General features: G+C 58.3%; 22 protein-coding genes. 8 read left to right on the top strand and 14 right to left on the bottom strand.

The genetic code is table 11. The features are described 5' to 3' along the window. Positions 1-95 precede the first annotated feature (95 nt). The 3 genes from H097_RS22120 to H097_RS22110 all read right to left on the bottom strand — a co-directional run bounded on the left by H097_RS22120 (position 96) and on the right by H097_RS22110 (position 1497). A complete protein-coding gene (locus H097_RS22120) occupies positions 96-317 on the bottom strand; it encodes a zinc ribbon domain-containing protein (RefSeq protein ID WP_032862490.1) in 222 nt (73 codons plus the stop codon). Between the two features lie 163 nt (positions 318-480). Then, a complete protein-coding gene (locus tag H097_RS22115) occupies positions 481-831 on the bottom strand; it encodes a ribbon-helix-helix domain-containing protein (protein ID WP_032862489.1) in 351 nt (116 codons plus the stop codon). A gap of 192 nt (positions 832-1023) precedes the next feature. Then, positions 1024-1497 (bottom strand): Dps family protein, encoded by a 474-nt coding sequence (locus tag H097_RS22110; RefSeq protein ID WP_029300319.1) that lies wholly within the window; start codon positions 1495-1497, stop codon positions 1024-1026. 396 nt (positions 1498-1893) lie between these two features. Here H097_RS22110 and H097_RS29040 point away from each other — a divergent pair, with 396 nt between their 5' ends. Continuing rightward, positions 1894-2496, top strand: a complete 603-nt coding sequence (locus H097_RS29040; RefSeq protein WP_032862487.1) for a cold-shock protein — start codon at positions 1894-1896, stop codon at positions 2494-2496. An 81-nt stretch (positions 2497-2577) separates the two neighbouring features. Here H097_RS29040 and H097_RS22100 read toward each other — a convergent pair whose 3' ends face one another. Both H097_RS22100 and H097_RS22095 read right to left on the bottom strand, forming a co-directional pair. Then, on the bottom strand, positions 2578-2784 hold the full coding sequence (locus H097_RS22100; protein WP_010169958.1) for a SlyX family protein: 207 nt from the start codon (positions 2782-2784) through the stop codon (positions 2578-2580). Between the two features lie 3 nt (positions 2785-2787). Further along, the gene (locus H097_RS22095) at positions 2788-3213 is read right to left on the bottom strand and encodes an HIT domain-containing protein (RefSeq protein ID WP_032862485.1); all 426 of its coding nucleotides are present in this window, start codon (positions 3211-3213) and stop codon (positions 2788-2790) included. 729 nt (positions 3214-3942) lie between these two features. Here H097_RS22095 and H097_RS22090 point away from each other — a divergent pair. Beyond that, positions 3943-5241 (top strand): OprD family porin, encoded by a 1299-nt coding sequence (locus H097_RS22090; RefSeq protein WP_032862484.1) that lies wholly within the window; start codon positions 3943-3945, stop codon positions 5239-5241. Positions 5242-5431: 190 nt separating this feature from the next. Here the strand turns inward: H097_RS22090 and H097_RS22085 are convergent, their stop codons facing one another. Further along, a complete protein-coding gene (locus tag H097_RS22085) occupies positions 5432-6274 on the bottom strand; it encodes a mechanosensitive ion channel family protein (RefSeq protein WP_032862483.1) in 843 nt (280 codons plus the stop codon). Positions 6275-6401: 127 nt separating this feature from the next. Next, complete coding sequence (locus H097_RS22080; RefSeq protein WP_032862482.1) at positions 6402-6887, bottom strand: YajQ family cyclic di-GMP-binding protein; 486 nt, start codon at positions 6885-6887, stop codon at positions 6402-6404. A 114-nt stretch (positions 6888-7001) separates the two neighbouring features. On the opposite strand from H097_RS22080, the gene H097_RS22075 reads away from it, so the two are divergent. Genes H097_RS22075 through H097_RS22065 form a run of 3 tightly spaced genes read left to right on the top strand, consistent with a single transcriptional unit; the run spans position 7002 to position 10583 of the window. Beyond that, complete coding sequence (locus H097_RS22075; protein WP_032862481.1) at positions 7002-7919, top strand: putative 2-dehydropantoate 2-reductase; 918 nt, start codon at positions 7002-7004, stop codon at positions 7917-7919. 46 nt (positions 7920-7965) lie between these two features. Beyond that, the gene (locus H097_RS22070; protein ID WP_032862623.1) at positions 7966-10002 is read left to right on the top strand and encodes a HAMP domain-containing sensor histidine kinase; all 2037 of its coding nucleotides are present in this window, start codon (positions 7966-7968) and stop codon (positions 10000-10002) included. Between the two features lie 2 nt (positions 10003-10004). After that, the gene (locus tag H097_RS22065; protein ID WP_032862480.1) at positions 10005-10583 is read left to right on the top strand and encodes a cob(I)yrinic acid a,c-diamide adenosyltransferase; all 579 of its coding nucleotides are present in this window, start codon (positions 10005-10007) and stop codon (positions 10581-10583) included. Between the two features lie 74 nt (positions 10584-10657). On the opposite strand, the gene H097_RS22060 is transcribed toward H097_RS22065, so the two are convergent. The 3 genes from H097_RS22060 to secA form a co-directional block, all read right to left on the bottom strand. Next, a complete protein-coding gene (locus tag H097_RS22060; protein WP_032862478.1) occupies positions 10658-11602 on the bottom strand; it encodes a Nudix family hydrolase in 945 nt (314 codons plus the stop codon). Positions 11603-11660: 58 nt separating this feature from the next. Then, entirely contained in the window at positions 11661-12878 is a 1218-nt protein-coding gene (gene argJ, locus H097_RS22055; protein ID WP_032862477.1) for a bifunctional glutamate N-acetyltransferase/amino-acid acetyltransferase ArgJ, read from the bottom strand. Positions 12879-12998: 120 nt separating this feature from the next. Next, positions 12999-15734, bottom strand: coding sequence for a preprotein translocase subunit SecA (gene secA / locus H097_RS22050; RefSeq protein WP_032862476.1), 2736 nt, complete (start codon positions 15732-15734; stop codon positions 12999-13001). A gap of 308 nt (positions 15735-16042) precedes the next feature. On the opposite strand from secA, the gene H097_RS22045 reads away from it, so the two are divergent. After that, positions 16043-16498 carry a DciA family protein gene (locus H097_RS22045; RefSeq protein ID WP_032862475.1) on the top strand — a complete coding sequence of 152 codons (456 nt, stop codon included), beginning with the start codon at positions 16043-16045 and terminating at the stop codon, positions 16496-16498. A 38-nt stretch (positions 16499-16536) separates the two neighbouring features. Here the strand turns inward: H097_RS22045 and H097_RS22040 are convergent, their stop codons facing one another. Further along, the gene (locus H097_RS22040) at positions 16537-18015 is read right to left on the bottom strand and encodes a helicase HerA-like domain-containing protein (protein WP_032862622.1); all 1479 of its coding nucleotides are present in this window, start codon (positions 18013-18015) and stop codon (positions 16537-16539) included. A 193-nt stretch (positions 18016-18208) separates the two neighbouring features. Here H097_RS22040 and H097_RS22035 point away from each other — a divergent pair, with 193 nt between their 5' ends. Beyond that, the gene (locus H097_RS22035; protein ID WP_032862474.1) at positions 18209-20098 is read left to right on the top strand and encodes a methyl-accepting chemotaxis protein; all 1890 of its coding nucleotides are present in this window, start codon (positions 18209-18211) and stop codon (positions 20096-20098) included. 23 nt (positions 20099-20121) lie between these two features. On the opposite strand, the gene H097_RS22030 is transcribed toward H097_RS22035, so the two are convergent. Both H097_RS22030 and purU read right to left on the bottom strand, forming a co-directional pair. Further along, the gene (locus H097_RS22030; RefSeq protein WP_032862473.1) at positions 20122-20328 is read right to left on the bottom strand and encodes a hypothetical protein; all 207 of its coding nucleotides are present in this window, start codon (positions 20326-20328) and stop codon (positions 20122-20124) included. Positions 20329-20414: 86 nt separating this feature from the next. Further along, the gene (gene purU, locus H097_RS22025; RefSeq protein ID WP_032862472.1) at positions 20415-21263 is read right to left on the bottom strand and encodes a formyltetrahydrofolate deformylase; all 849 of its coding nucleotides are present in this window, start codon (positions 21261-21263) and stop codon (positions 20415-20417) included. Positions 21264-21614: 351 nt separating this feature from the next. Here purU and mvaT point away from each other — a divergent pair, with 351 nt between their 5' ends. Next, positions 21615-21989, top strand: coding sequence for a histone-like nucleoid-structuring protein MvaT (mvaT, locus tag H097_RS22020; protein ID WP_029295469.1), 375 nt, complete (start codon positions 21615-21617; stop codon positions 21987-21989). 89 nt (positions 21990-22078) lie between these two features. Here the strand turns inward: mvaT and sbcB are convergent, their stop codons facing one another. Next, entirely contained in the window at positions 22079-23506 is a 1428-nt protein-coding gene (gene sbcB / locus H097_RS22015; RefSeq protein WP_032862471.1) for an exodeoxyribonuclease I, read from the bottom strand. Positions 23507-23607: the final 101 nt, after the last annotated feature.

The following is a 23607-nucleotide window of genomic DNA, read 5'->3' as shown; positions in this document are numbered from 1 at the left end:
TCTCGTAATTCGAAATTCGGTGGAGTGCCTGCTCGATCACCGCACCTTGTAAGTCAGGCCACGGATAATGCAGGAGCTCGCGCGTAGAGTTCAACTCAGTCTGCTTTGTCGCCGCCGGCCAGGTTCTTCTTCGAGCCGGTCTTGAAGTCGGTCTCGTACCAGCCGCTACCGCTCAGGCGAAAGCCCGGCATGGACAACATCTTTTTCAGCTCGGGTGCCCGGCAAGCAGGGCAATCGACCAACGGCGCGTCGCTGATCTTTTGAATGGCTTCCAACTGATGACCACAGGAAGCGCATTGATAATCGTACATGGGCATGGGATGTCTCGGCGATCACGTCACTGCTGCGCTGCGCCCCGTACCAGCCGGTATGCGCAGCAAAGGGCGAGATTATATCCGTTAAATCGAGGCTGTGCAGCCGTGGCAACGTACAGCGCACTCTATAGAGACACCCGCGCCCCTCCAATCAAGGGCACCCCGGCTACACAAGGCCGGCCTGATGTGCCGTTGCCGCCTGCCCTTTCAACGCATGAACCACACACACCACCCTGACCAGGCCGCTGAAATTCTTCACCCCGCCATAACGCAAATGCACTTCGCGATCCACGTAAGACAGCAGTGCACTGACCGAACACGTATTGATCCTGGCTATTTCACCCAGAATGTTCCAATAGACTTCTTCAAGCCGCAGGCATGTCGAAAAACCATTCAACCGGACCGAACGCGACAATGGCCGCGCCAACGCCATATCGAATCCTTTGACGAAGGGATCGATCTTTATCTTGTAGAAGCCGGAAGTTTCCAGCGCACCTTTACCCATACTACGCGACATACACTTGACACTCCCTTGCCAAACGGCTCTTGAACAAACGGCTGTTATTGGCCGTTGGGCCTATAAAACAGCAAGCAGGCAAGTGCAGCCAGAAGACAGAGAGTCACTGTTCGTAGGACAAGCCAACGTATGTAACCGGAAGGAATCAGGTGAAGCCAGTGACGCCTGCCTGGCGTCACTGGCTCACGACATTTACTTGCCTTCGAGCAGTGAGCGCAGCATCCAGGCAGTTTTTTCGTGAATTTGCATGCGCTGGGTCAGCAAGTCCGCCGTCGGCTCATCACTGACTTTATCGAGCAACGGGAAGATTCCGCGTGCCGTGCGGGTAACAGCTTCCTGCCCATCGACAAGTTGCTTGATCATGTTTTCAGCACTGGGTACGCCTTCCTCTTCCTTGATAGAAGACAGACGGGCATAGATAGAGTAAGCACCCGGGGCAGGAAAACCCAGGGCTCGAATACGTTCGGCAATGGAGTCAACTGCCAGCGCCAGTTCGTTATATTGCTCTTCAAACATCAAGTGCAATGTACGAAACTGCGGCCCCGTGACGTTCCAATGAAAGTTATGGGTTTTCAGATAAAGTACATAGGTATCTGAAAGCAGCCGTGAAAGTCCGTCAACAATGGATTTACGATCTTCTTCGCTGATACCGATATCGATTGCCATGTTTATTCCCTTCAATTGATGAAAATTCATTGATCAGGTGCTTACCCACTCTAGCAAGAGTGCTCGCCTTGCGCAGCCCTGGCGCCACAGGCGGCCTGCGGCAAATCGCCCCTTGGCAGCGCGCGCGACAAGGCCTGGGGCGGCGAAAAACACCCGCACCTGTCTAGGACAAGGGTTTAGCGCAGAAATGCCATGATCTTCGCAACGCCTTGAAACGCTTGATTTGAGAAGGCACAGGCTTTGCTGTTAAATAGGCAGCGTGTCGCCACCGCTATTTCCTGCGGCAAGCGGCATAGGCTGAATACCCGCGCACGTGCCCAACGCCTCCCATTGTTCAGAAGCGAACCGTGCCAATCAGCTCTTCCTTGTGATCCGTCTTAACGTGAGTTAATCAAAATGTTGAAAATCGTCCACCTGCTAACGGGCGCTGCAGCTTTGCTGCTGTCCTTTATCCCGAGCCTGCAACCAGAAAGCCTGCCGTACCTGCAACAACACGACGCGCTGTACCTGGCTCTGTTCGGCCTTCTCAACCTGACGCTGGCGCCAGTCATTCCTTACTGGAACAAAGGCACACGCCATCAACTGCAAAACCTGGTCAGCGCATTGCTGGTGCTGACTGTCGTCGTACAAACCCTCACCCTCCTGGCCCCCATGCCTGAAGTCGGCGGCCATCCGGCCATCCTGCTCAGCCTGGTGATTGCCCTGGTCGCTATTGTTCTTCACCTGGCTATCAGCTTCTACCGCTCGTCTGCTCCGGCCACCTCGCAAAACTACGACATGACCAACCGGGATACCGGGACCGTCAAGTGGTTCAATACCTCCAAAGGCTTCGGCTTTATTTCCCGGGACTCGGGCGACGATATCTTCGTCCACTTCCGGGCCATTCGCGGCGAAGGCCATCGCGTCCTGGTAGAAGGCCAGCGCGTGGAATTCTCCGTCATGAACCGTGACAAAGGCCTGCAAGCTGAAGACGTGATCGCGGCCCTGCCGCGTCGCTGACCCCAGATCAGGTGCAAAAAAAACCGCGATGCAGTTGATACTGCATCGCGGTTTTTTATTGCCAGGCGCTTTACAGCACACTCAATAATGAGGCGGTGGTGCTTCTTCCTCGGAGGATTCGAACTGCCCACCCATCTCTTCCTGACGCTTGAGCAAGGCTGTCATCTGCAATTGCAGGCGCTCTACCGCCCGCTGCTGGGCGACCAGAATGTCATTTAATGTCTCGATGGTGTCGTCCTGGAAAGCCAGGCGGCTCTCAAGGTCCGTCACACGATCTTGCAAGTCCATGGTTCAGTCCTGGGTAAAAATGAAGTCGGGCGGCAACAGTTCGCGCAGGCGGGTACGAATCACCGCGACCTGATCGTCGGTATAAGGCAACGCCGGGTGCTTGCCCCAGACCGGAGCAGGCCAGGCCACATCGTCGCGCTTGCGCACAATCACGTGCACGTGCAACTGGCTGACCACGTTGCCCAGGGCGCCAATGTTCATTTTATCGGCGCCGAACCCGTCATTGAGCAACTGCGCCAACGTGGTGGTTTCGCGCCACAACCGGGACTGGTCATCCGCATCAAGCTGGAACACTTCGCTGATGCCGGCAATGCGCGGCACCAGGATAAGCCAGAGGTAGTTAGAGTCGTTGGACAGCAGCAGCCGGCACAGGGGGAAATCCCCGATAGGCAAAGTGTCGTTTTGCAGACGTGGATCCAAGGCGAACACCGCAGTCACTCCGTTCGGCTAGTCAGTTTCAGGCGCCCAGCATACCTGCGAATGGCGGCTGCTTCACGGGGCAATCGGCGCGACACCAACAGGCAATCACACCGCCGGGCGCGAACGCACCAAAATGGGTCTTTTATGCCCCACACCGGGCAAGGGCTATCCGCCAATTACTCACTCCGAAGGGTGAACCGGTAACATTTCTGACAGGAACACACTTTTACTCGTTCGAAATCCCGCACAACCCGAGCCATGAATTCCAAAAAAAACTACGCAAAAGCCCCGTGGTTATGCGGTTTTCACAGACTCACCACATTTTTCACGAAAAAATGACATTCGCCTGGCAGTTTGTGCACGCTTGTTGCATTCACTCCCATAACGTCGACAACGACACCTGCCAGGAAGGCAGTGTTTCACGATAAAAAGAACAGTGAGTCAATACAAAAAAAGGAAGTTTTAAAACTTTGAACAGGGGTACTTTCCACCCTTGTCCAGGGTATTAAAAACAGTATTGAAGTTGTCAGTCTGGTGACAAACAGACTGTAGATTTGCGACACGGATCTAGCAATTTACGACAGCCTCGTAAAGAAGCTGAAAGGATAGATGTGTACGTATCGCCAATTATTGCCAGCGTGCTATAAGTTTGCGCTGTCACAAAAAAGAAAGAGCCTCCCAGACAAAAATACAGGTGGGACGGCAGTACTCTTCCTAAAACCAAAGGAGCAAATCACGATGCGCGTGATGAAGTGGAGCATGATCGCCCTCGCTGTTTCAGCAGGCACCTCGCAGTTCGCAATGGCGTCCTCTCAGGACGAGTCCAAGGGACTTATCGAAGACAGCACTTTCGGCGTCAACACTCGCGCCCTGTACTTCAGCCGGGACTTCCGCAACGAACCACTGGAAGGCTACGAGACCGTCAACGGCAAACGTAAAAGTCGCGCCGAAGAAACCGGCCTGGGCTTCAACGCCCTGTTTGAGTCGGGCTACACCCAGGGCACCGTTGGTGTTGGTTTTGACGTGATCGGCCTGCTGGGCGTCAAGCTCGACAGTGGCAAAGGCCGTGCGGGGACCGGCCTGTTTCCTCAGGGTTCGGATGGTCGCTCCCAGGACCAGTACTCCAAGGGCGGCGGTGCCATCAAGTTCCGTATCTCCGATACCGTCTTGAAAGTCGGCGACCAGTACACCACTGCGCCTGTATTCGCTTCCGATGACAGCCGCCTGCTGCCTGAACTACCACAAGGCATCTCGCTGACCAGCAACGAGATCAAGGGCCTGAAACTAGAAGGCGGTCACTTCACGTCGAGCGTTTCACAAAGCCAGACTTACCATGACAGCCTGGGCCTGACGAAAACCGACTTTGCAGGTGGCGTCTACTCCTTCACCCCAGAGCTGACCGCTAGCCTCTACTACGCAAAAACAGAAGATTTCTTCCGTAAGATCTACAACAACATCAACTGGACCCACGCGTTGAGCGAGGATCAATCCTTTGCTCTCGACTTCAACATCTACGACACCAAGAGCGATGGCGAAGGCAAGCAACGTGCCTACAAGGACGGCAGCACCAAGCTCGACAACCGCGCCTTCAGCTTGCAGGGTGCCTACACTATCGGTGCGCACACCTTCACCCTGGCCGCACAAAAGGTTACCGGTGACGGTGATTATGGCTACGGCGTAGACGGCGGCGGCACAGTATTCCTGGCCAACTCCATCGCCCGTTCCGACTTCAACGCCGAAGGCGAGAAGTCGTACCAGGCGCGTTACGACATCAACATGGCCACCTTCGGCATTCCAGGCCTGAGCTTCATGGCTCGTTATGTCACAGGTAGCGGCGCCAATACCGCCACCACCAACAACGGTAAAGAATGGGAACGCGACCTGGAAGCCAAGTACGTCATCCAGGAAGGTCCGGCCAAAGACTTGAGCCTGCGCTTGCGTCAAGCCACCTACCGTTCCGGTGATGGTGTGTACTACGGCTCGCCGTCGATCGACGAACTGCGTCTGATCGCGCAATACCCGCTGAACATCCTGTAATCCGCCGTTAGATTGCAACGATGATCTAGGGCTTCGGCCCTTATATGAAAAAGCCGCTCACTGTTAACCAGTGCGCGGCTTTTTTATTACGCTTTTATTACTGCAAATCCGATAACTAGCAAGCTAGCTATCGAGTTCAATGGCTTGATAAAACTTGACCATTAAGCCAAGTTCGATCCTTACCTCGTTATTACTTGGCAGGCGCTTCCTGCATCACGCGAATAACGCGCTGCGGGAATGGAATATCAATCCCGGCCGCCTTCAACCGATCCCGCGCCAGTTCATTGAACATGAACAGCACGTCCCAATAATCCGCCGTCTTGGTCCATACACGCAGGGAAACCGTGATCGAACTGTCACCCAAGGTCGAAATCACTGCGACAGGCTCTGGGTCCGCCAAAACCCGTGGGTCCTTGGCCAGCTCCAACAACACTTCACGGGCTTTTTGCAGGTCGGCTTCATAATCCACACCCACGTCAAACACCACCTTGCGGGTCGGCTGGCGGTTGGTGTTGGTAATAATGCCGTTGGACAAGATGCCGTTAGGCACGATGACCGTCTTGTTGTCACCGGTACGGATCACCGTGTGGAAGATCTGGATGCTGTCGACAGTCCCCGAGGTCCCCTGGGCTTCGATCCAGTCACCGATACGGAACGGACGGAACAGCAGGATCAGCACGCCACCGGCAAAGTTGGCCAGGCTGCCTTGCAACGCCAGGCCAATGGCCAGGGTTGCAGCACCAATCGCCGCGACAAACGAGGTGGTTTCGACACCGATCATCGAGGCCACGCTGACGATCAGCATCACCTTGAGCACGATGTTCGCAAGGCTGGTCACAAAGCCCTGCAACGCCAGGTCGGCATTGCGCAGGGCCAGCAGGCGCCCTACCTTGTGGGTCAGTTTGTTGATCAGCCACCAGCCTATGGCCAGGGTCAGCACCGCCAGCAATACCCGGCTGCCGTATTCCATGATCATCGGGACCCAGGCTTGGGAAGCCTTGATCAATTGATCCATTTCAGCATTCAAGTCCATCTAGATTCTCCTGTTTACCACTGCCTATAAAGGTCGCCACAGCAATTGAGCCCCGGAGGGCTCAATCGTTTCTGCAAGTTCTGGGGCGTGGGACGTCGAAAAGCCCCACGGGTTCCCCAAAACCGGATCAGTCGCGGAAGTTATTGAACTGCAGCGGCATATCGAAGGTTTTGGCGCGCAGGGCGGCAATCGCGTCCTGCAAGTCGTCGCGCTTCTTGCCGGTGATACGCACCTGCTCGCCCTGGATCGCCGCCTGGACCTTGAGCTTGGCGTCCTTGACGTGAGCGACGATTTTCTTTGCCAACTCCTTGTCGATACCTTCTTTGAGCACGGCTTCCTGCTTCATCAACTTGCCCGACGCATAGGCATCCTTGACTTCAAGGCACTGCACATCGATCTTGCGCTTGACCAGGGCCAGCTTGAGGATCTCGATCATCGCTTCCAGCTGGAAATCGGCTTCAGCGGTCAGGTTGACCGTCAGGTCCTTTTCCTTGAACTCGAAGCTGCCCTTGCCTTTCAAGTCATAACGACGGTCCAGCTCCTTGACGGCGTTCTCGACGGCGTTGGTGACTTCGTGCTTGTCCAGTTCAGATACCACGTCGAACGACGGCATGTAGTTTCTCCAGTAAAAAGGGGCACGGCTCAGTAAAGATGGAGCGCACCCGGCTTGCGGGTAAAATTCCCGGGCATTATAACGGCTCACCCAACGGCTTATGGAGCAAAATTGATGTCCACCACTTGGCATGTCCTCGGTGCTGGCAGTCTTGGCACCTTGTGGGCCACACGCCTGGCGCGTGCAGGCCTGCCGGTGCAACTGATCCTGCGTGACAAGGAGCGCTTGGCCCGCTATCAGGCATCGCCGGGGCTGACCCTGGTCGAGCAGGGCCTGGCCCGCACGTATCCGGTCATGGCACAAACCTCCGACAGCCCCGAGCCCATTGATCGCCTGCTGGTCGCGTGTAAAGCCTACGACGCACCTGACGCCGTCGCACAGCTGGCCCGACGCCTGACACCCAACGCCGAGGTGATCCTGCTGCAGAACGGCCTGGGCAGCCAGGATGCGGTCGCCACGCAATTACCCCAGGCACGCTGCATCTTTGCCTCCAGCACCGAGGGCGCATTTCGCGAAAGCGATTGGCGCGTGGTATTCGCCGGTCACGGTTTTACCTGGCTGGGTGACGCCAGCCACCCCACTGCGCCGCTGTGGCTAGACGATTTAGACGCCGCGGGTATTCCCCACCAGTGGAGCACCGACATCCTCACCCGCCTCTGGCGAAAACTGGCACTCAACTGTGCGATCAACCCACTGACCGTGCTCTATCAATGCCGTAATGGCGGGCTGCAGGAGCATCAATGCGAGGTAGCGACCTTGTGTGCCGAACTCGCCGAGCTGCTGGAGTGCTGCGGCCAGCCCGCAGCGGCGCAGGATCTGCAGGCTGAAGTGGAGCGGGTGATCCAGGCGACGGCGGCCAACTTCTCGTCGATGTACCAGGATGTGGCCAACGGCCGACGGACCGAGATCAGCTATCTGCTCGGCCATGCCTGCCAGGCGGCCTTGCGCCATCGCCTGAGCCTGCCGCACCTGCAACAACTGCATGTGCGCCTGGCCGGCTACCTGGATGCACGCGGATTGCCCAGCGACTGAGGCACGCGCTACCCTGCCAACTTGATCCTTGCCTGCGAACAACCTGATGCCACTGCGCCAGCGTCTCGAAAATCTCCCCGTAGGGCAGAAACTGCTGGCGGCCCTGCTGGTACTGCTGACTACCGTGCTACTGGTGGCCAACCTGACCTTTATCAGCGCCGCCTACTGGATCTCCCAGGAAAGCATGGCCCCGCAAGCCTTGCAGGCGATTGGCCGACTGGTCTCCAACCCGGCACTCGCCGCGCAAGCCCTGGACTCTCCCGCCAAGGCCGATGCCCTGCTCAATGAGCTGACCAGCTATTCGCCACTGCGGGCGGCGGCCCTGTATGACGGTGAAGGCAGTCGCCTGGCGCAGTTGCAACAAGGCGATCGCCTGCAACTGCCAGCGCACTATCGCGATATCGAAGCCTGGCGCGTTACTGAGTTTCGCAGCAATCAAGTCATCACCCTGCCCCGCCCCGGCCTGCCCTCGGGGCATTTGCTGCTGGTGGCCAGCAGCGAGCTGCCAGTCGCCTTTTATACGGGCACCCTGACTGCCAGCCTGGGCATCCTGATTTTCAGCGTATTGCTGTGGATGATCATCGCCCGGCAGATCAAGCGCCTGATTACCCGGCCCATCCATGAGCTGGAAGAATTGTCGCGCCAAGTGACTCGCGAAGAGAACTACGCCCTGCGGGCCGGTCGCGGCAACCATGACGAAATCGGCAGCCTGGCTGAAGCGTTCAATACCATGCTGTCGCGCATTGAAGCCCGGGAGCAGCAACTCAAGCGCGCGCGGGATGACTCCCAGGCCGCCTATGATCAGGCCCAGGGCCTGGCCGAAGAGACGCGGCATACCAACCGCAAGCTGGAACTGGAAGTCCAGGTGCGCAGCAAGATCGAGAAAAAACTCACCGGTTTCCAGAACTATCTCAACAGTATCATCGACTCCATGCCCTCCGCCCTGATCGCACTGGACGAACAGCTCTACGTCACGCAATGGAACCAGGAAGCCAGCGCCCTGTCCGGTACGCGCCTGGGTGAAGCCCTGAACCAGCCGATCTTCCTCGCCTTCGAACCCCTCAAGCCCTACCTGCCCCAGCTCAAGGCCACGGTGGAGCAGCACACGGTGGAGCGCATCGAGCGCGTCACCTGGATCAAGGACGACGAACCCAAGCACTACGCCCTGACCTTTTACCCGCTGATGGGCGGCGCCGGGCGCGGGGTGGTAATCCGTATCGACGACATTACCCAGCGCCTGTCACTTGAAGAAATGATGGTGCAGTCGGAGAAAATGCTCTCTGTTGGCGGACTGGCCGCCGGCATGGCTCACGAAATCAACAACCCGCTGGGAGCGATCCTGCACAACGTGCAGAACATTCGTCGGCGATTGTCCCCGGATTTGCCGAAAAACCTGGAGCACGCCGAACAACTGGGTGTCGAACTGGATACGATCAACCGCTACCTGCAAAGCCGCGAAGTCCCGCAACTGCTCGACGGCATCCAGCAAGCCGGCGCCCGCGCGGCGAAAATCGTCACCCATATGCTCAGTTTCAGCCGCCGTAGCAACCGCCAGATGGCGCCTTGCGACCTGCCAGCCCTGATCGACCAGGCCGTGGAGATCGCCGGTAACGATTTCGACCTGGCCATCGGCTTCGACTTCAAGGGCCAGGCGATCATTCGCCAGTTCGACCCGCTGCTGGGCCCGGTGCCGGGCACCGCCAACGAGCTGGAACAGGTGTTGCTCAACCTGCTGAAAAACGCCGCCCAGGCCATCCACCTGCGCGAAGACGACAGCGAGCCTGGACGCATCACCCTGCGCACCCGGCTCAACCCGCCCTGGGCCGAGATCCAGGTGGAGGACAATGGCATCGGCATGAGCGAGAACGTGCGCAAACGCACCTTCGAGCCCTTCTTCACCACCAAGGAAATCGGCCAGGGCACAGGGTTGGGTTTGTCGGTCTCATATTTCATCATCACCAACAATCACAAGGGCCAGATGGAGGTTCACTCCACCCTGGGCCAAGGCACCTGTTTCACCTTGCGCCTGCCGCTGGCTGGCAGCCAGCTTGCCCCCCACGAACTGACTCAACTGGAGCACTGACCATGGGCTTTCGCCTGTCGAAAATTTATACCCGTACCGGCGACAAGGGTGAAACCGGCCTGGGCGACGGGCGCCGCGTGCCCAAGGATCATCCTCGGGTGGAAGCGATCGGCGAAGTGGACAGCCTCAACAGCCAACTGGGCTTGCTGTTGGCCGGCCTTGAAGAACAGAGCGGGCAACATCCAGCGCTCAAGGATGTGATTGAGGTCCTGACTCCGTGCCAGCATCGACTGTTTGACCTGGGCGGAGAGCTGGCGATGCCGGTCTACAAGGCGCTGAATGCGGGCGAGGTGGATCGGCTGGAAGCGGCGATTGATCGCTGGAATGAAGAAGTCGGGCCGCTGGAGAACTTCATCCTGCCCGGCGGTTCAGCGCTGATTGCCCAGGCCCATGTTTGCCGCAGCCTGGCCCGCAGCGCCGAGCGGCGGTGCCAGCAATTGAATGCGCTGGAGCCGTTGGAGGGGGTGGGGCTGGCCTATATCAATCGGCTGTCGGACTTGCTGTTTGTGGCGGCCAGGGTGATTGCCAGGCGCCAGGGCGTTGCCGAGATTTTGTGGCAGGCAGCGGCGAAGCCGCACTGAGATTCTGCTGGGATTTGTATTGCCTGACAGGGCCTCATCGCGGGCTTGCTCGCGATGAGGCCATCACTGGCAACTCAAACCTCAGGCCAGAACGCCCGAATTCCCGCAACACCTTGCGCCCCGTTCTGCCAGGCCTTCTCCCGCTCGGCAGGCCCAACCCCACCCAGCAGATACACAGGCTTGCTGAACCCACTGATCAACTGCGCCGCCTGCTCCCAACCCAACGGCTCGGCATCAGGGTGTGTCTGGGTCGGCTGCACCGGTGACAGGGTGACAAAGTCCACGTCCATCAGCTCTGCCAATGCCAACTCCTCGGCGTTGTGGCAAGACGCAGCCAACCAACGATCCTTGGGCAACGGCCGGCCTTTGCTGGCGTACTTGCGCAGTTGCGCCGACGTCATGTGCCAGCCGGCAGAAGGAAAGTCGCCCAACCACTCAAACGGCCCCTTGATCATCAGTTGCGCCTTGCCGGCACACAAACCCACGGCATCCACCGCCAGGTCACGATACTTGGGGTCGTAACCGTTGGGCGCACGCAGTTGGACCAACTTGATGCCACCGGCAATGGCCTTCTGGATACCGCGCAACAACACCGGGGTTTCCAGTTCACCAGGGGTGATCAGGTAGTCGGCGGGCAAACGGGCTGCGGCAACAATAGGCGCATTGGCTGCCGGAAATTCGTAGTTGAGCAAGTCCCGTGGCGCCACCCATTCAAGGGGCTGGCCTTCGACGCCATGGGGCTCGCCGGTAAACCCCGAGACCTCCCAGACATCCAGCAACACCTGCTTGTCCGGGTAATCATGTTGCACCTTGATCAACGGGCGGGCCGTGGTGACCTGGATGCCCAGCTCTTCCTGCAGCTCTCGGCCCAGTGCCGTGACAACCGATTCATCGGCCTCCACCTTGCCGCCAGGAAACTCCCAGAGGCCGCCCTGGTGCTGGGTGTCTGCGCGACGCGCCAGCAAAATCCGGCCATCGGTACCGCGAATGACTGCGGCTGCTACATGAACTCGTTTCACGGTATTACGTCCTCTAAGCCTACGCCTGGCGGGGCATTGCCAATGCCCCGGACAGGTATCAAGTACGGTATTCGGCGTTGATCTTCACGTATTCGTGGGACAGGTCGGTGGTCCAGATGGTTTCGCTGCACTCACCGCGCCCCAGTTCGATACGGATGGTGATTTCCTCCTGCTGCATCACCGCCGAGCCCTGGGCTTCGGTGTAGGTCTCGGCGCGCGCACCACGGCTGGCGATGCACACATCACCGAGGAACACGTCGATCTTGCTCACGTCCAGGTTCGGCACGCCGGCGCGACCCACCGCTGCGAGGATGCGGCCCCAGTTCGGGTCGGACGCAAACAGCGCGGTCTTGATCAGTGGCGAGTGGGCCACGGTGTAGCCGACATCCAGGCATTCCTGATGATTACCGCCGCCATTGACTTGCACGGTGACGAACTTGGTCGCACCTTCGCCGTCGCGCACGATGGCCTGGGCCACTTCCATGCACACTTCAAACACCGCCTGCTTCAACGCCGCGAACAGCGGGCCGTTGGAGGAGGTGATTTCCGGCAGGTTGGCTTTACCGGTGGCAATCAACATGCAGCAGTCGTTGGTCGAAGTATCGCCGTCGATGGTGATGCGGTTGAATGACTTGTTGGCGCCATCGAGCATCAGGTTTTGCAGCACATCGCGGGAGACTTTGGCATCGGTGGCGATGTAGCCAAGCATGGTTGCCATGTTCGGGCGGATCATGCCCGCGCCTTTGCTGATACCGGTCACGGTGACGGTCACGCCGTCATGTTCGAACTGGCGGCTGGCGCCCTTGGGCAAGGTGTCGGTGGTCATGATCCCGGTGGCCGCGGCTGCCCAGTTATCCACGGACAAGTCGTCCAGCGCCGCTTGCAGGGCACCTTCGATTTTTTCCACGGGCAACGGCTCGCCGATCACCCCGGTGGAATACGGCAGCACCTGGCTGGCGTCCACCCCGGTCAACTCCGCCAGCTTGGCGCAAGTGCGCGCGGCAGCGGCCAGGCCAGGCTCGCCGGTACCGGCGTTGGCATTGCCGGTGTTGGTCAGCAGGTAGCGCACCGGGCCTTCGACACGTTGCTTGGCGAGGATCACAGGGGCTGCGCAAAACGCATTCAGGGTGAACACGCCTGCGATGGTCGAGCCTTCGGCACAACGCATCACCACCACATCCTTGCGCCCGGGGCGCTTGATGCCGGCCGAAGCGATACCGAGTTCAAAACCGGCAACCGGGTGCAACGTGGGCAAAGGACCAAGACCAACAGCCATGAATGCGCTCCTTAACGATGTGATGTCTGCACCGTCGTCGTCGACGGTGAATAAATGGCAAAACGCCGCGACGGCTGATGCCGGTCGCGGCGCGGGGTATTGCAGCGTCAGGCAAAAATCTTAGTTGATTTCGCCATGGCAGTGTTTGAACTTCTTGCCCGAACCGCACCAGCATGGCTCGTTGCGGCCCAGCTTCTGCTCGTTGCGCACGGGAGCCTGGGCCAGGGCCACATCGACCTCTTCACCCAGCACTTCCGGCGACTCAAGGCCCGGTGCTTCGTCATGCTGGAACTGCATGCGCGCCGCCAGGGCTTCGGCTTCCTGGCGCAGGCGGGCTTCTTCTTCAATCGGGTCTTCGCGACGCACCTGAACGTGAGACAGCACACGAATCGAATCGCGCTTGATCGAATCCAGCAACTCGGAGAACAACGTGAACGACTCGCGCTTGTACTCCTGCTTCGGATTCTTCTGGGCGTAGCCACGCAGGTGGATACCGTGGCGCAGGTGGTCCATGGTCGACAGGTGGTCTTTCCACAGGTCATCCAGCACGCGCAAGACGATTTGTTTCTCGAAGGTGCGCAGCGCTTCGGCACTGGCTTGCTCTTCTTTCTCGTTGTACGCGGCCAGCAGTTCGGCCATCAGTTTTTCGCGCAGGGTTTCTTCGTACAGGTGGTCGTCTTCGTCGAGCCATTGCTGGACCGGCAGATCGACCCCGAAATCACTCTTCAGCGCAGCTTCCAGGCCAGCAACATCCCACTGTTCAGGCAGGGATTGTGGCGGGATATGCGCGCTGACGGTGGCGTTGAGCACGTCCTGGCGGAAGTCGGCAATGGTTTCGCCAATGTTGTCGGCGGCCAGCAACGTGTTACGCATGTGATAGATCACTTTACGCTGTTCGTTGTTGACGTCATCGAACTCCAGCAGTTGCTTACGAATGTCGAAGTTGCGGCCTTCGACCTTGCGCTGGGCCTTTTCGATGGCGTTGGTCACCATGCGGTGCTCGATCGCCTCACCGGACTGCATGCCCAGAGCCTTCATGAAGTTCTTCACCCGGTCAGAGGCGAAGATACGCATCAGGCTGTCTTCCAGGGACAGGTAGAAACGGCTGGAACCGGCATCACCCTGGCGACCGGCACGACCACGCAACTGGTTGTCGATACGGCGCGATTCGTGACGCTCGGACGCGATCACCTGCAAGCCACCGGATTCCAGCACGGCCTGGTGGCGCTTCTGCCAGTCAGCCTTGATCTGGGCGATCTGCTCAGGTGTCGGATTGTCCAGGGAAGCCACTTCCACTTCCCAGTTGCCGCCCAACAGAATGTCTGTACCACGACCGGCCATGTTGGTAGCGATGGTCAGTGCGCCTGGGCGACCAGCCTGGGCAATGATCTCGGCTTCCTTTTCGTGGAACTTGGCGTTGAGGACCTTGTGCTCGATGCCTTCCTTGTTGAGCAGGTTGGACATGTGCTCGGAAGTTTCGATGGTTGCAGTACCCACCAGGACCGGACGGCCGTGGGTCATGCACTCCTTGATGTCGGCAACGATTGCAGCGTACTTCTCCTCGGCGGTCAGAAACACCAGGTCGTTGAAGTCTTTACGCGCCAGCGGCTTGTTCGGCGGGATAACCATCACCGACAGACCGTAGATCTGATGGAACTCGAACGCTTCGGTGTCAGCGGTACCGGTCATGCCGGACAGCTTGTTGTACAGGCGGAAGTAGTTCTGGAAGGTGGTCGAGGCCAACGTCTGGCTCTCGGCCTGGATGTTGAGCACTTCCTTGGCTTCGATGGCCTGGTGCAGGCCTTCGGACAAACGACGACCGGGCATGGTACGGCCGGTGTGTTCGTCGACCAGCACGACCTGGCCGTCCTGGACGATGTATTCGACGTTGCGATGGAACAGCTTGTGGGCGCGCAGACCGGCATACACGTGGGTCAACAGGCCCAGGTTGTGTGCCGAGTACAGGCTTTCGCCTTCGGCCAGCAGGCCGATCTGGGTCAGCATCTCTTCGACGAACTGGTGACCGGCTTCGTTGAGCTCGACCTGACGGGTCTTCTCGTCGATGGAGTAATGACCTTCTTTGGTCACCACGCCTTCCACTTCCTCGATATGTTGCTCAAGGCGCGGGATCAGCTTGTTGATCTCGGTGTACAGGCGCGAGCTGTCCTCGGCCTGACCAGAGATGATCAGCGGGGTACGGGCTTCGTCGATCAGGATGGAGTCGACTTCGTCGATCACGGCAAAGTTGAGTTCGCGCTGGAATTTTTCTTCCATGCTGAACGCCATGTTGTCGCGCAGGTAGTCGAAACCGAATTCGTTGTTGGTGCCGTAGGTGATGTCGCAAGCGTAGGCGGCACGTTTCTCTTCCGGCGGCTGGAACGGCGTCACGACGCCGACGGTCAGGCCGAGGAATTCATACAGCGGGCGCATCCAGTTGGCGTCCCGGCGGGCCAGGTAATCGTTCACCGTCACAACGTGCACGCCCTTGCCGGACAGTGCGTTGAGGTAAACGCCCAGGGTTGCCACCAGGGTCTTGCCTTCACCGGTACGCATTTCGGCAATCATGCCTTCATGCAAGGTCATACCGCCGATCAACTGCACGTCGAAGTGACGCATGCCCATGACACGCTTACCGGCTTCGCGGGCGACCGCAAAGGCTTCGGGCAGCAATTTGTCGAGGGATTCACCTTTGGCTATGCGGGCCTTGAACTCTTCGGTCTTGGCGCGCAATTGCTCATCCGACAGAGCAACCATCTGCTCTTCGAAGGCATTGACCAGCTGCACCGTCTTGAGCATGCGTTTGACTTCGCGCTCATTCTTGCTTCCAAAAAGTTTCTTTAACAAAGGCGCAAACATATCGGCAGGTTCTTCCACACATTAGGGATGAAGGGGCGCCCCGTAAGTCGCCCGAGCAGCCCTCACGGCCGCATGCGAACGAGCATTCTACCCGGAAACGAGGGTGAGGAAAGTGGCGTTGTTCCACGATGCAGACACAGCGTTCCAGGAGGGCTTGTCTAAAATAAGGGCTTTTTGCTGAACTTCAACCCATTCGAGCGAGAAGTTACTTATTGATTTAATGGATAAACTGCCAACAAAGCAATGACCACGGTGCCGCACACGCTTTCTGCTACCATGGCGGCTCTGTTACCTAAGGTGTCTAGATCATGGCATTTCGCCCTCTTACGGCCCGAGCTCCCGCCGTGCTGCTGCGCGAAGCCAAGCCTTTAAAAGCCATCTTTGGCCATGCGCAACGCCTGGGTCATCTGCAACGCCTGCTGGAAAGCCAATTGCAACCTGCGGCCCGCGAGCACTGCCATGTGGCGTCGTGGCGGGAAGGGACGCTGCTGCTGATCGTCACCGACGGGCATTGGGCAACCCGCCTGCGCTACCAGCAAAAACGCTTGCAGCGCCAACTACAGGCGTTTGATGTGTTTGCCAGCCTGCTACGCATCCAGTTCAAGGTCCAGCCACCGACCGTACAGCAAGGCGCGGTGGGGCATACCATGGATTTGTCGGTGAATGCCGCCGAGACGATCCAGGCCACGGCGGACGGGATTACCGATCCGAAGTTGCGCGCGGCGCTGGAGCGGTTGGCCGCGCATGCCAAGCCCAAAACCTGAAAACCGCTCCCACAGCTGGATTGCATAGACCTTGCTGGCTACTTACGCTTGCTACCGCCAAGCAACGAGCCCAGCAACCCGCGCACCAACTGGCGGCCCATCTGATTCGCCGCCTGCTGCATCGCCGACTTCAAGGCCTTGCCCGCTGTAGTTCCCAGAAACGCCCCGGCCTTGTCGGTGAAGCTCGGCTCTTCTGCGACAGGTGCAGCACCCGCCTCCGGTCCCAACTCTTTACGCGCCATCAGCACTTCATAGGCCGACTCACGATCAACCGGCTTGTCGTAGCGTCCCAACAGCGATGAGCTGGCAATCAAGGCCGCACGCTCGGCTTCGGTCAACGGCCCGATCCGCGATTGCGGCGGTGCTACCAGCACCCGCTGGACCACCTCAGGCGTACCTTTTTCCTGCAGCGTCCCCACCAGCGCCTCACCCGTACCCAGCTCGGTCAACACCGCCAAGGCCTCGAACGCCGGGTTAGGCCGGAAGCCATCAGCCACCGCCCGCAGGGATTTTTGTTCCTTGGTCGTGAACGCGCGCAGGCCATGCTGGATCCGTAGACCCAGTTGCGCCAGCACGTTGTCCGGCAGATCGCCTGGCGACTGGGTGACAAAATACACCCCCACGCCTTTGGAGCGAATCAGCCGCACCACTTGCTCCAGACGGTCCTGCAACGCCTTGGGCGTATCGGCGAACAGCAAATGCGCCTCGTCGAAAAACAGCGCCAGCAGCGGCTTGTCGGCATCGCCGCGCTCCGGCAATTGCTCGAACAACTCGGCCAGCAACCACAACAGGAAGGTCGCATAGACTTTTGGCGACTCGTGTACCAGGCGGCTGGCATCCAGCAGATGAATGCGTCCACGCCCGTCGCTGGCCGGTTGCAGAATATCTTCCAATTGCAGCGCCGGCTCGCCGAACAGGGCTTCTGCGCCCTGCTGTTCCAGCACGGCCAGGCGACGCAGCAAAGCCTGGCTGGAGCCGGTCGTCATCAGGGCCGCGTCATCACCCAGCAGTTCGGGGTTGAACTTGAGGTGATTGAGCAGGGCCTTGAGGTCCTTGAGGTCCAGCAGCAGCAAGCCCTCGCGATCCGCCACCTTAAAGGCGGCATACAACGTCGACTGCTGGCTGTCGGTCAGCTCCAATAGGCTGCCCAGCAGCAACGGGCCCATTTCACTCAAGGTTGTACGAAGCGGATGACCGGACTGACCGTGGATATCCCACAGTGTTACCGGATACGCCTTAGGCGCGTAATTAAGGAACGGCATGCCGGCGATACGCTCGGCCACCTTGCCCTGGGGATTGCCTGCGGCGCCCAGGCCACATAGGTCACCCTTGATATCGGCGGCGAACACCGCGACGCCAGCATCACTGAACGCCTCCGCCAGCCGTTGCAAAGTCACGGTCTTGCCCGTGCCGGTGGCACCGGCGATCAGGCCATGGCGATTAGCCAGGCGCATGGCCTGGGCAATGGGTTGGCCTTCGAGATCTGCGCCAATAAGAAGTTGCGAGGAGTCAGGCATTTTGTCACCCATGGTTAATCTTTAGCGCTGCACGGTCGATACAGACAAAGCGGAGACCAGAAAAGTCCTTAAAACAGAACAGATAATTCCTACACACCAAATGGAAATATCACAGTTTTTTTATCGCTGCCATTTTGCGCGCCTACACAAGAATGCGCCTCGGACATTAAGACCTTAGCGGACACGACAAGCCATGAATAAAAATCTGCGCTTCAGCCACAAAATCCTGCTTGCAGCCGCCCTTATCGTCATTGCCGCTTTTGCGTTGTTCACGTTATACAACGACTATCTGCAACGTAACGCGATTCGCGACGACCTAGACAATTATCTACATGAAATGGGTGATGTCACCGCCAGTAATATCCAGAGCTGGCTGGCCGGGCGCATTGTGCTGGTGGAGAACGCCGCCCAGAACATCGCCATCAATCCCGAGCCGGCCGTTGTCGCCAGCTTGTTGGAACAGAAAGCCCTGACATCGTCGTTCATGGCCACCTACCTGGGGGACAGCCAAGGCGGCTTCACTATTCGCCCCGATGCCAAGATGCCCGACGGCTTCGATCCACGCGTGCGTCCCTGGTACAAAGGCGCCCAGGCCAGCAATGGCTCGACCCTGACCGAACCCTATATTGATGCAGCCACCGGCCAACTGATCATTTCCATCGCCACGCCCAGCAGCAAGGCCGGACAAAGTGTCGGCGTGGTAGGTGGTGACCTGAGCCTGCAGACCCTGGTCGATAATATTGGTGCCCTGGACTTCGGCGGCATGGGTTATGCGTTTCTGGTCAGCGCCGACGGCAAGATCCTGGTCCACCCGGATAAAACCCTGGTGATGAAAACCTTGAGCGAGGTTTACCCGAATCAATCCCTGAAAATCAGCGCTGACTTCAGTGAAATTGCGGTCGATGGCAAAACCCGCATCGTCACCTTCGCCCCGATCAAGGGCTTACCGTCAGTGAACTGGTATATCGGTCTGTCGGTAGATAAAGACAAGTCCTTCGCAATGCTCAGCGAATTCCGCACTTCTGCCATCATCGCCACCGTGATTGCCGTGGCGATCATCATCGCGTTGCTGGGCATGCTGATCCGCGTGTTGCTGCAACCGCTGCACGTCATGACCCGCGCCATGGAAGACATCGCCGATGGCGAAGGCGACCTGACGCGCCGCCTCAATATCCAGAACCACGACGAGTTCGGCATTCTCGCCAAAGCCTTCAATCGCTTTGTGGAGCGGATTCACACGTCTATTCGCGAAGTGTCCTCCGCCACCGGCCAGGTCAATGAAGTGGCATTACGCGTGGTCAGTGCCTCCAACTCGTCGATGGTCAACTCTGACGAACAGGCCAACCGCACCAACAGTGTCGCGGCAGCCATCAACCAACTGGGTGCCGCAGCCCAGGAAATTGCCCGTAACGCCGCCCAGGCCTCGCACCAGGCCAGCGATGCACGCCACCTGGCCGAAGATGGCCAGCAAGTGGTGGAGCGCAATATCAAGGCCATGACGCAACTGTCCGAGATGATCAGCGCCTCCAGCAGCAATATCGAGGCACTCAACAGCAAAACCGTGAATATCGGGCAGATCCTCGAAGTGATCACCAGTATTTCCCAGCAAACCAACCTGCTGGCACTCAACGCGGCGATTGAGGCTGCGCGTGCCGGGGAAGCCGGGCGCGGGTTTGCGGTCGTGGCCGACGAAGTGCGCAACCTGGCCCATCGCACGCAAGAATCGGCGCAACAGGTGCAAAAGATGATCGAGGAGCTGCAAGTCGGCGCCCGGGACTCGGTCAGCACCATGAGCGAAAGCCAGCGCCACAGCCTCGACAGTGTGGAAATCGCCAACCTGGCAGGCGAACGCCTGAGCAGCGTGACCCAGCGTATCGGTGAAATCGACGGCATGAACCAATCGGTGGCCACCGCTACCGAGGAACAGACCTCGGTGGTGGAATCGATCAACATCGATATCACCGAAATCAATACGCTCAATCAGGAAGGCGTGGAAAACCTGCAGTCGACCTTGCGTGCCTGCTCCGACCTGGAGCAACAAGCGGCGCGCCTGAAACAACTGGTGGGCAGCTTCCGTATCTGAACCCGAACACACTGCTCCTACATTCAACCTGCTTTGTTGCCCGGCATTGCGGCCGGGCCGGGCTTGTCGGGCGGCTCCGACTCTTCCTGCAATTGCTCCCACAATCGCGCAGCATCCGGAAAGTCCGTGCCATCCTCGGTACCCAAGGCATCCGGGTCATAGCGGCTCAAACAGCCCTCGCCCAACGTGGCAGGTGCTCGGGAAGTGGCTTTATCCAGGGGATCACTCATCGTTCGATCCTCGCAGTTGACACCAATAAAAAGGGCCTGGGTGATTTAACGCCCAGGCCCTTTTGGCTTCAACTAAAAACAGTCGATCAGAACACCACGGTCTTGTTGCCGTGCACCAGCACCCGGTCTTCCAGGTGATAGCGCAAGCCACGGGCCAAGACCATTTTCTCGACGTCACGACCGAAGCGCACCATGTCTTCAATGCTGTCGCTGTGGCTGACGCGTACCACGTCCTGCTCGATGATGGGACCGGCGTCCAGCTCTTCGGTGACATAGTGGCAGGTTGCACCAATCAGCTTCACGCCACGCAAGGACGCCTGGTGATAAGGCTTGGCACCGACAAACGACGGCAGGAAGCTGTGGTGAATGTTGATCACCTTGCCTGCATATTCACGGCACAGTTCTGGCGGCAGGATTTGCATGTAGCGCGCCAGTACCACTACGTCAGCTTCATGCTGCTCGACCAGACGCGAGACTTCGGTGAAGGCTGGCTGTTTATTCTGCGAGTCAACCGGTACGTGGTAGTACGGAATACCATGCCACTCAACCATGCTGCGCAGGTCGTCGTGGTTGGAAATCACACAGGCGATTTCACAGTCCAGTTCGTCGCTGTGCCAGCGGTGCAACAAATCCGCCAGGCAATGGGATTCGCGGCTGGCCATCAGGACCACGCGTTTTTTCTGCTCGGTGTCGGTGATGCGCCATGTCATCGAAAACTCTTCGGCGATAGGCGCAAACGCCTCGCGAAACGCTTCGAGGCCAAAAGGCAGCGTGTCGGCCCGGATTTCGTGGCGCATGAAAAACCAACCACTGAGATTGTCCGAGTGATGACTCGCTTCGGTGATCCAGCCATTGTGGGAGGCCAGAAAGTTACTGACTTTAGCGACGATACCAACCCGATCCGGGCAAGCAATCACCAGACGAAAAGTGCGCATTAGGGGCAAACTCCAGAACTTCGCAAAGGCCGCCATTCTAGCGACACCGTAGAAAAACTGCAGTATTCCTCAACGCTTATTCGAGCGATTCCTTGCGGTGCCCCTAAACTGCGTACGGTTTTTACCTGAGCATTATGTCAACACGAGCATCTGTTACGGCAATTAGCCAAGATTTAATGAGAATATCTTTAGCCGCTTGTACGCACTAAATAATGCACTCACTCCCACCGTCCCTACAAACAAGCAAAGTAAATTACATAAAACCGAGCTTAAATGTTTACTTGGGGAAACTGTCTGACTATTATTAGGCCACTATCCCTGTCCCTCAGCGCCCCGCATAAGGTAGTCCACATGTCCCTGATCAACGAATACCGTGCCACCGAAGAAGCTATCAAAGAGCTGCAAGCCCGTTTGAAGAACCTGTCCCAAGACGACAAACTGCAAACCGAGCTGGAATTCGAAGGCAAATTGCGCACCCTGATGGGTGAGTACTCCAAATCCCTGCGTGACATCATCGCGCTGCTGGATCCGGAATCGAAAGTTAAAGCACCACGCGGCGCGGTAAAAGTTACCGGCACCAAGCGCGCGCGCAAGGTCAAGCAATACAAAAACCCGCACAACGGCGAAGTGATTGAAACCAAAGGTGGCAACCACAAGACTCTGAAAGAGTGGAAAGCCAAGTGGGGCGGTGACGTGGTTGAAGGCTGGGCTACCCTGCTGGGCTAAGGCTCGCCAGGTCGCCACCTGATTCGCGACACAATAAAAAACGCCAGTTCGCTGGCGTTTTTTTATTGCCGTCTTTTATAAAGTGCCGATTACAGACTCAGGCGCTGGCGTAAAGCGTCAGCATATTCCTGCCATTCATCCAGTACCTGACGCTGAAACGATGTAGCACTAACGTCCAATTCAAGCCTGGCTTTATTGAAACTCTCAAGGGTATTGGGCGCACCGTAATCCGCGTCTGACAAGCGTTGCTGACAGAATAGTTTCCAGCGTTGTTGCTCTTCATCGTCCAAGGTGTACGCAAAGTTACGGGCACGATAGCGAAACAATAATTCCGGCAAACGATGATCATCAAAAGGCCACTGCTGGCGTGCTAATTGCGCAGGCTCCGCAGTCCGGACTTGTTCACATAACCGCCGATCCCGATCACCAATAAAACCATCGTAGAGCTGTTGCTCCGGGTCGGTGCTGGCAGCGAAATCTTCTTCGGCATAAATCGCTGGCAATTTATCCTGCCAAAGTTCCTGTGCGTCAGTTAGCCGCAGTGCCCGGGCCTGATATTCACTCATGTCCAGATTCAAGCGCTGCTGGTCTTGTGCCCGCAACACACTCAGCGGCGCAACCACCGGGCAACGATTGATGTGTATTAGTTTGAGCGGCACCGGCAACTCACCTTCGGCCAACTCATCGCGTCGGGTATACAGACGCTGGCGCAGGGTTTCGGCATCCAGGTCCAGCAACCCCTGCGGGTCGAGCCCCAGGTCACAGACAATCAACGCGTTGCGATTGCGCGGATGCCACGCCAGCGGCAGGACGACCCCCAGGTAATGGCGTTCGGCGGAGAAACGCCCGGAAATATGCACCATAGGCTGCAACAGGCGGATTTGATCCATGACCCGCTGCTTGCTGCGCAGTTGAAACAACCACTCGTACAACTTGGGTTGCTTGTCCCGGACCAGGCGCGCCAAGGCGATGGTGGCACGCACGTCGGCCAAGGCCTCGTGAGCCTGGCCATGGTCGATCCCATTGGCCGCCGTCAAGCGCTCCAGCTTGAGGGTCACGTGCCCGTCCTGCTCGGGCCAGACGATACCGTCGGGACGCAGGGCATAAGCCGTGCGCATCACATCGATCAAGTCCCAACGACTGTTCCCGCCCTGCCATTCCCGCGCATAAGGGTCGAAAAAGTTGCGATACAAACTGTAGCGGGTCATTTCATCGTCGAAACGCAGGGTGTTGTAACCCGCGCCGCAGGTGCCGGGGGCCGCCAGTTCGGCATGCACCCGCGTCATGAAATCGGCTTCGGCCAGGCCTTTTTCCGCCAGTTGGCCGGGGGTAATGCCAGTGATCATGCACGCAGCCGGGTGCGGCAGGATATCCTCGCTGGGCTGGCAATAGAGGTTGACCGGCGGCCCTATCTCATTGAGGTCAAGGTCGGTGCGAACCCCGGCGACCTGCAGCGGGCGGTCGCTGCGTGGGTTGATGCCGGTGGTTTCATAGTCGTACCAGAAGATCGAGGTCACGGGCTATTCCTGTGCTGAAGACCGACAAAGTCTAGGCGCTGGATGCCGCCCAGGGCCAGCGCCATATGCACTGGATAAACATTCAGTGAAACCTTGGCGCA

Source organism: Pseudomonas sp. FH4 (assembly GCF_000510915.2).
Classification (GTDB): Bacteria; Pseudomonadota; Gammaproteobacteria; order Pseudomonadales; family Pseudomonadaceae; genus Aquipseudomonas; species Aquipseudomonas brenneri.
Note: the sequence above shows the minus strand (reverse complement) of the source record. Positions and strands in the feature narration are given on the sequence as shown.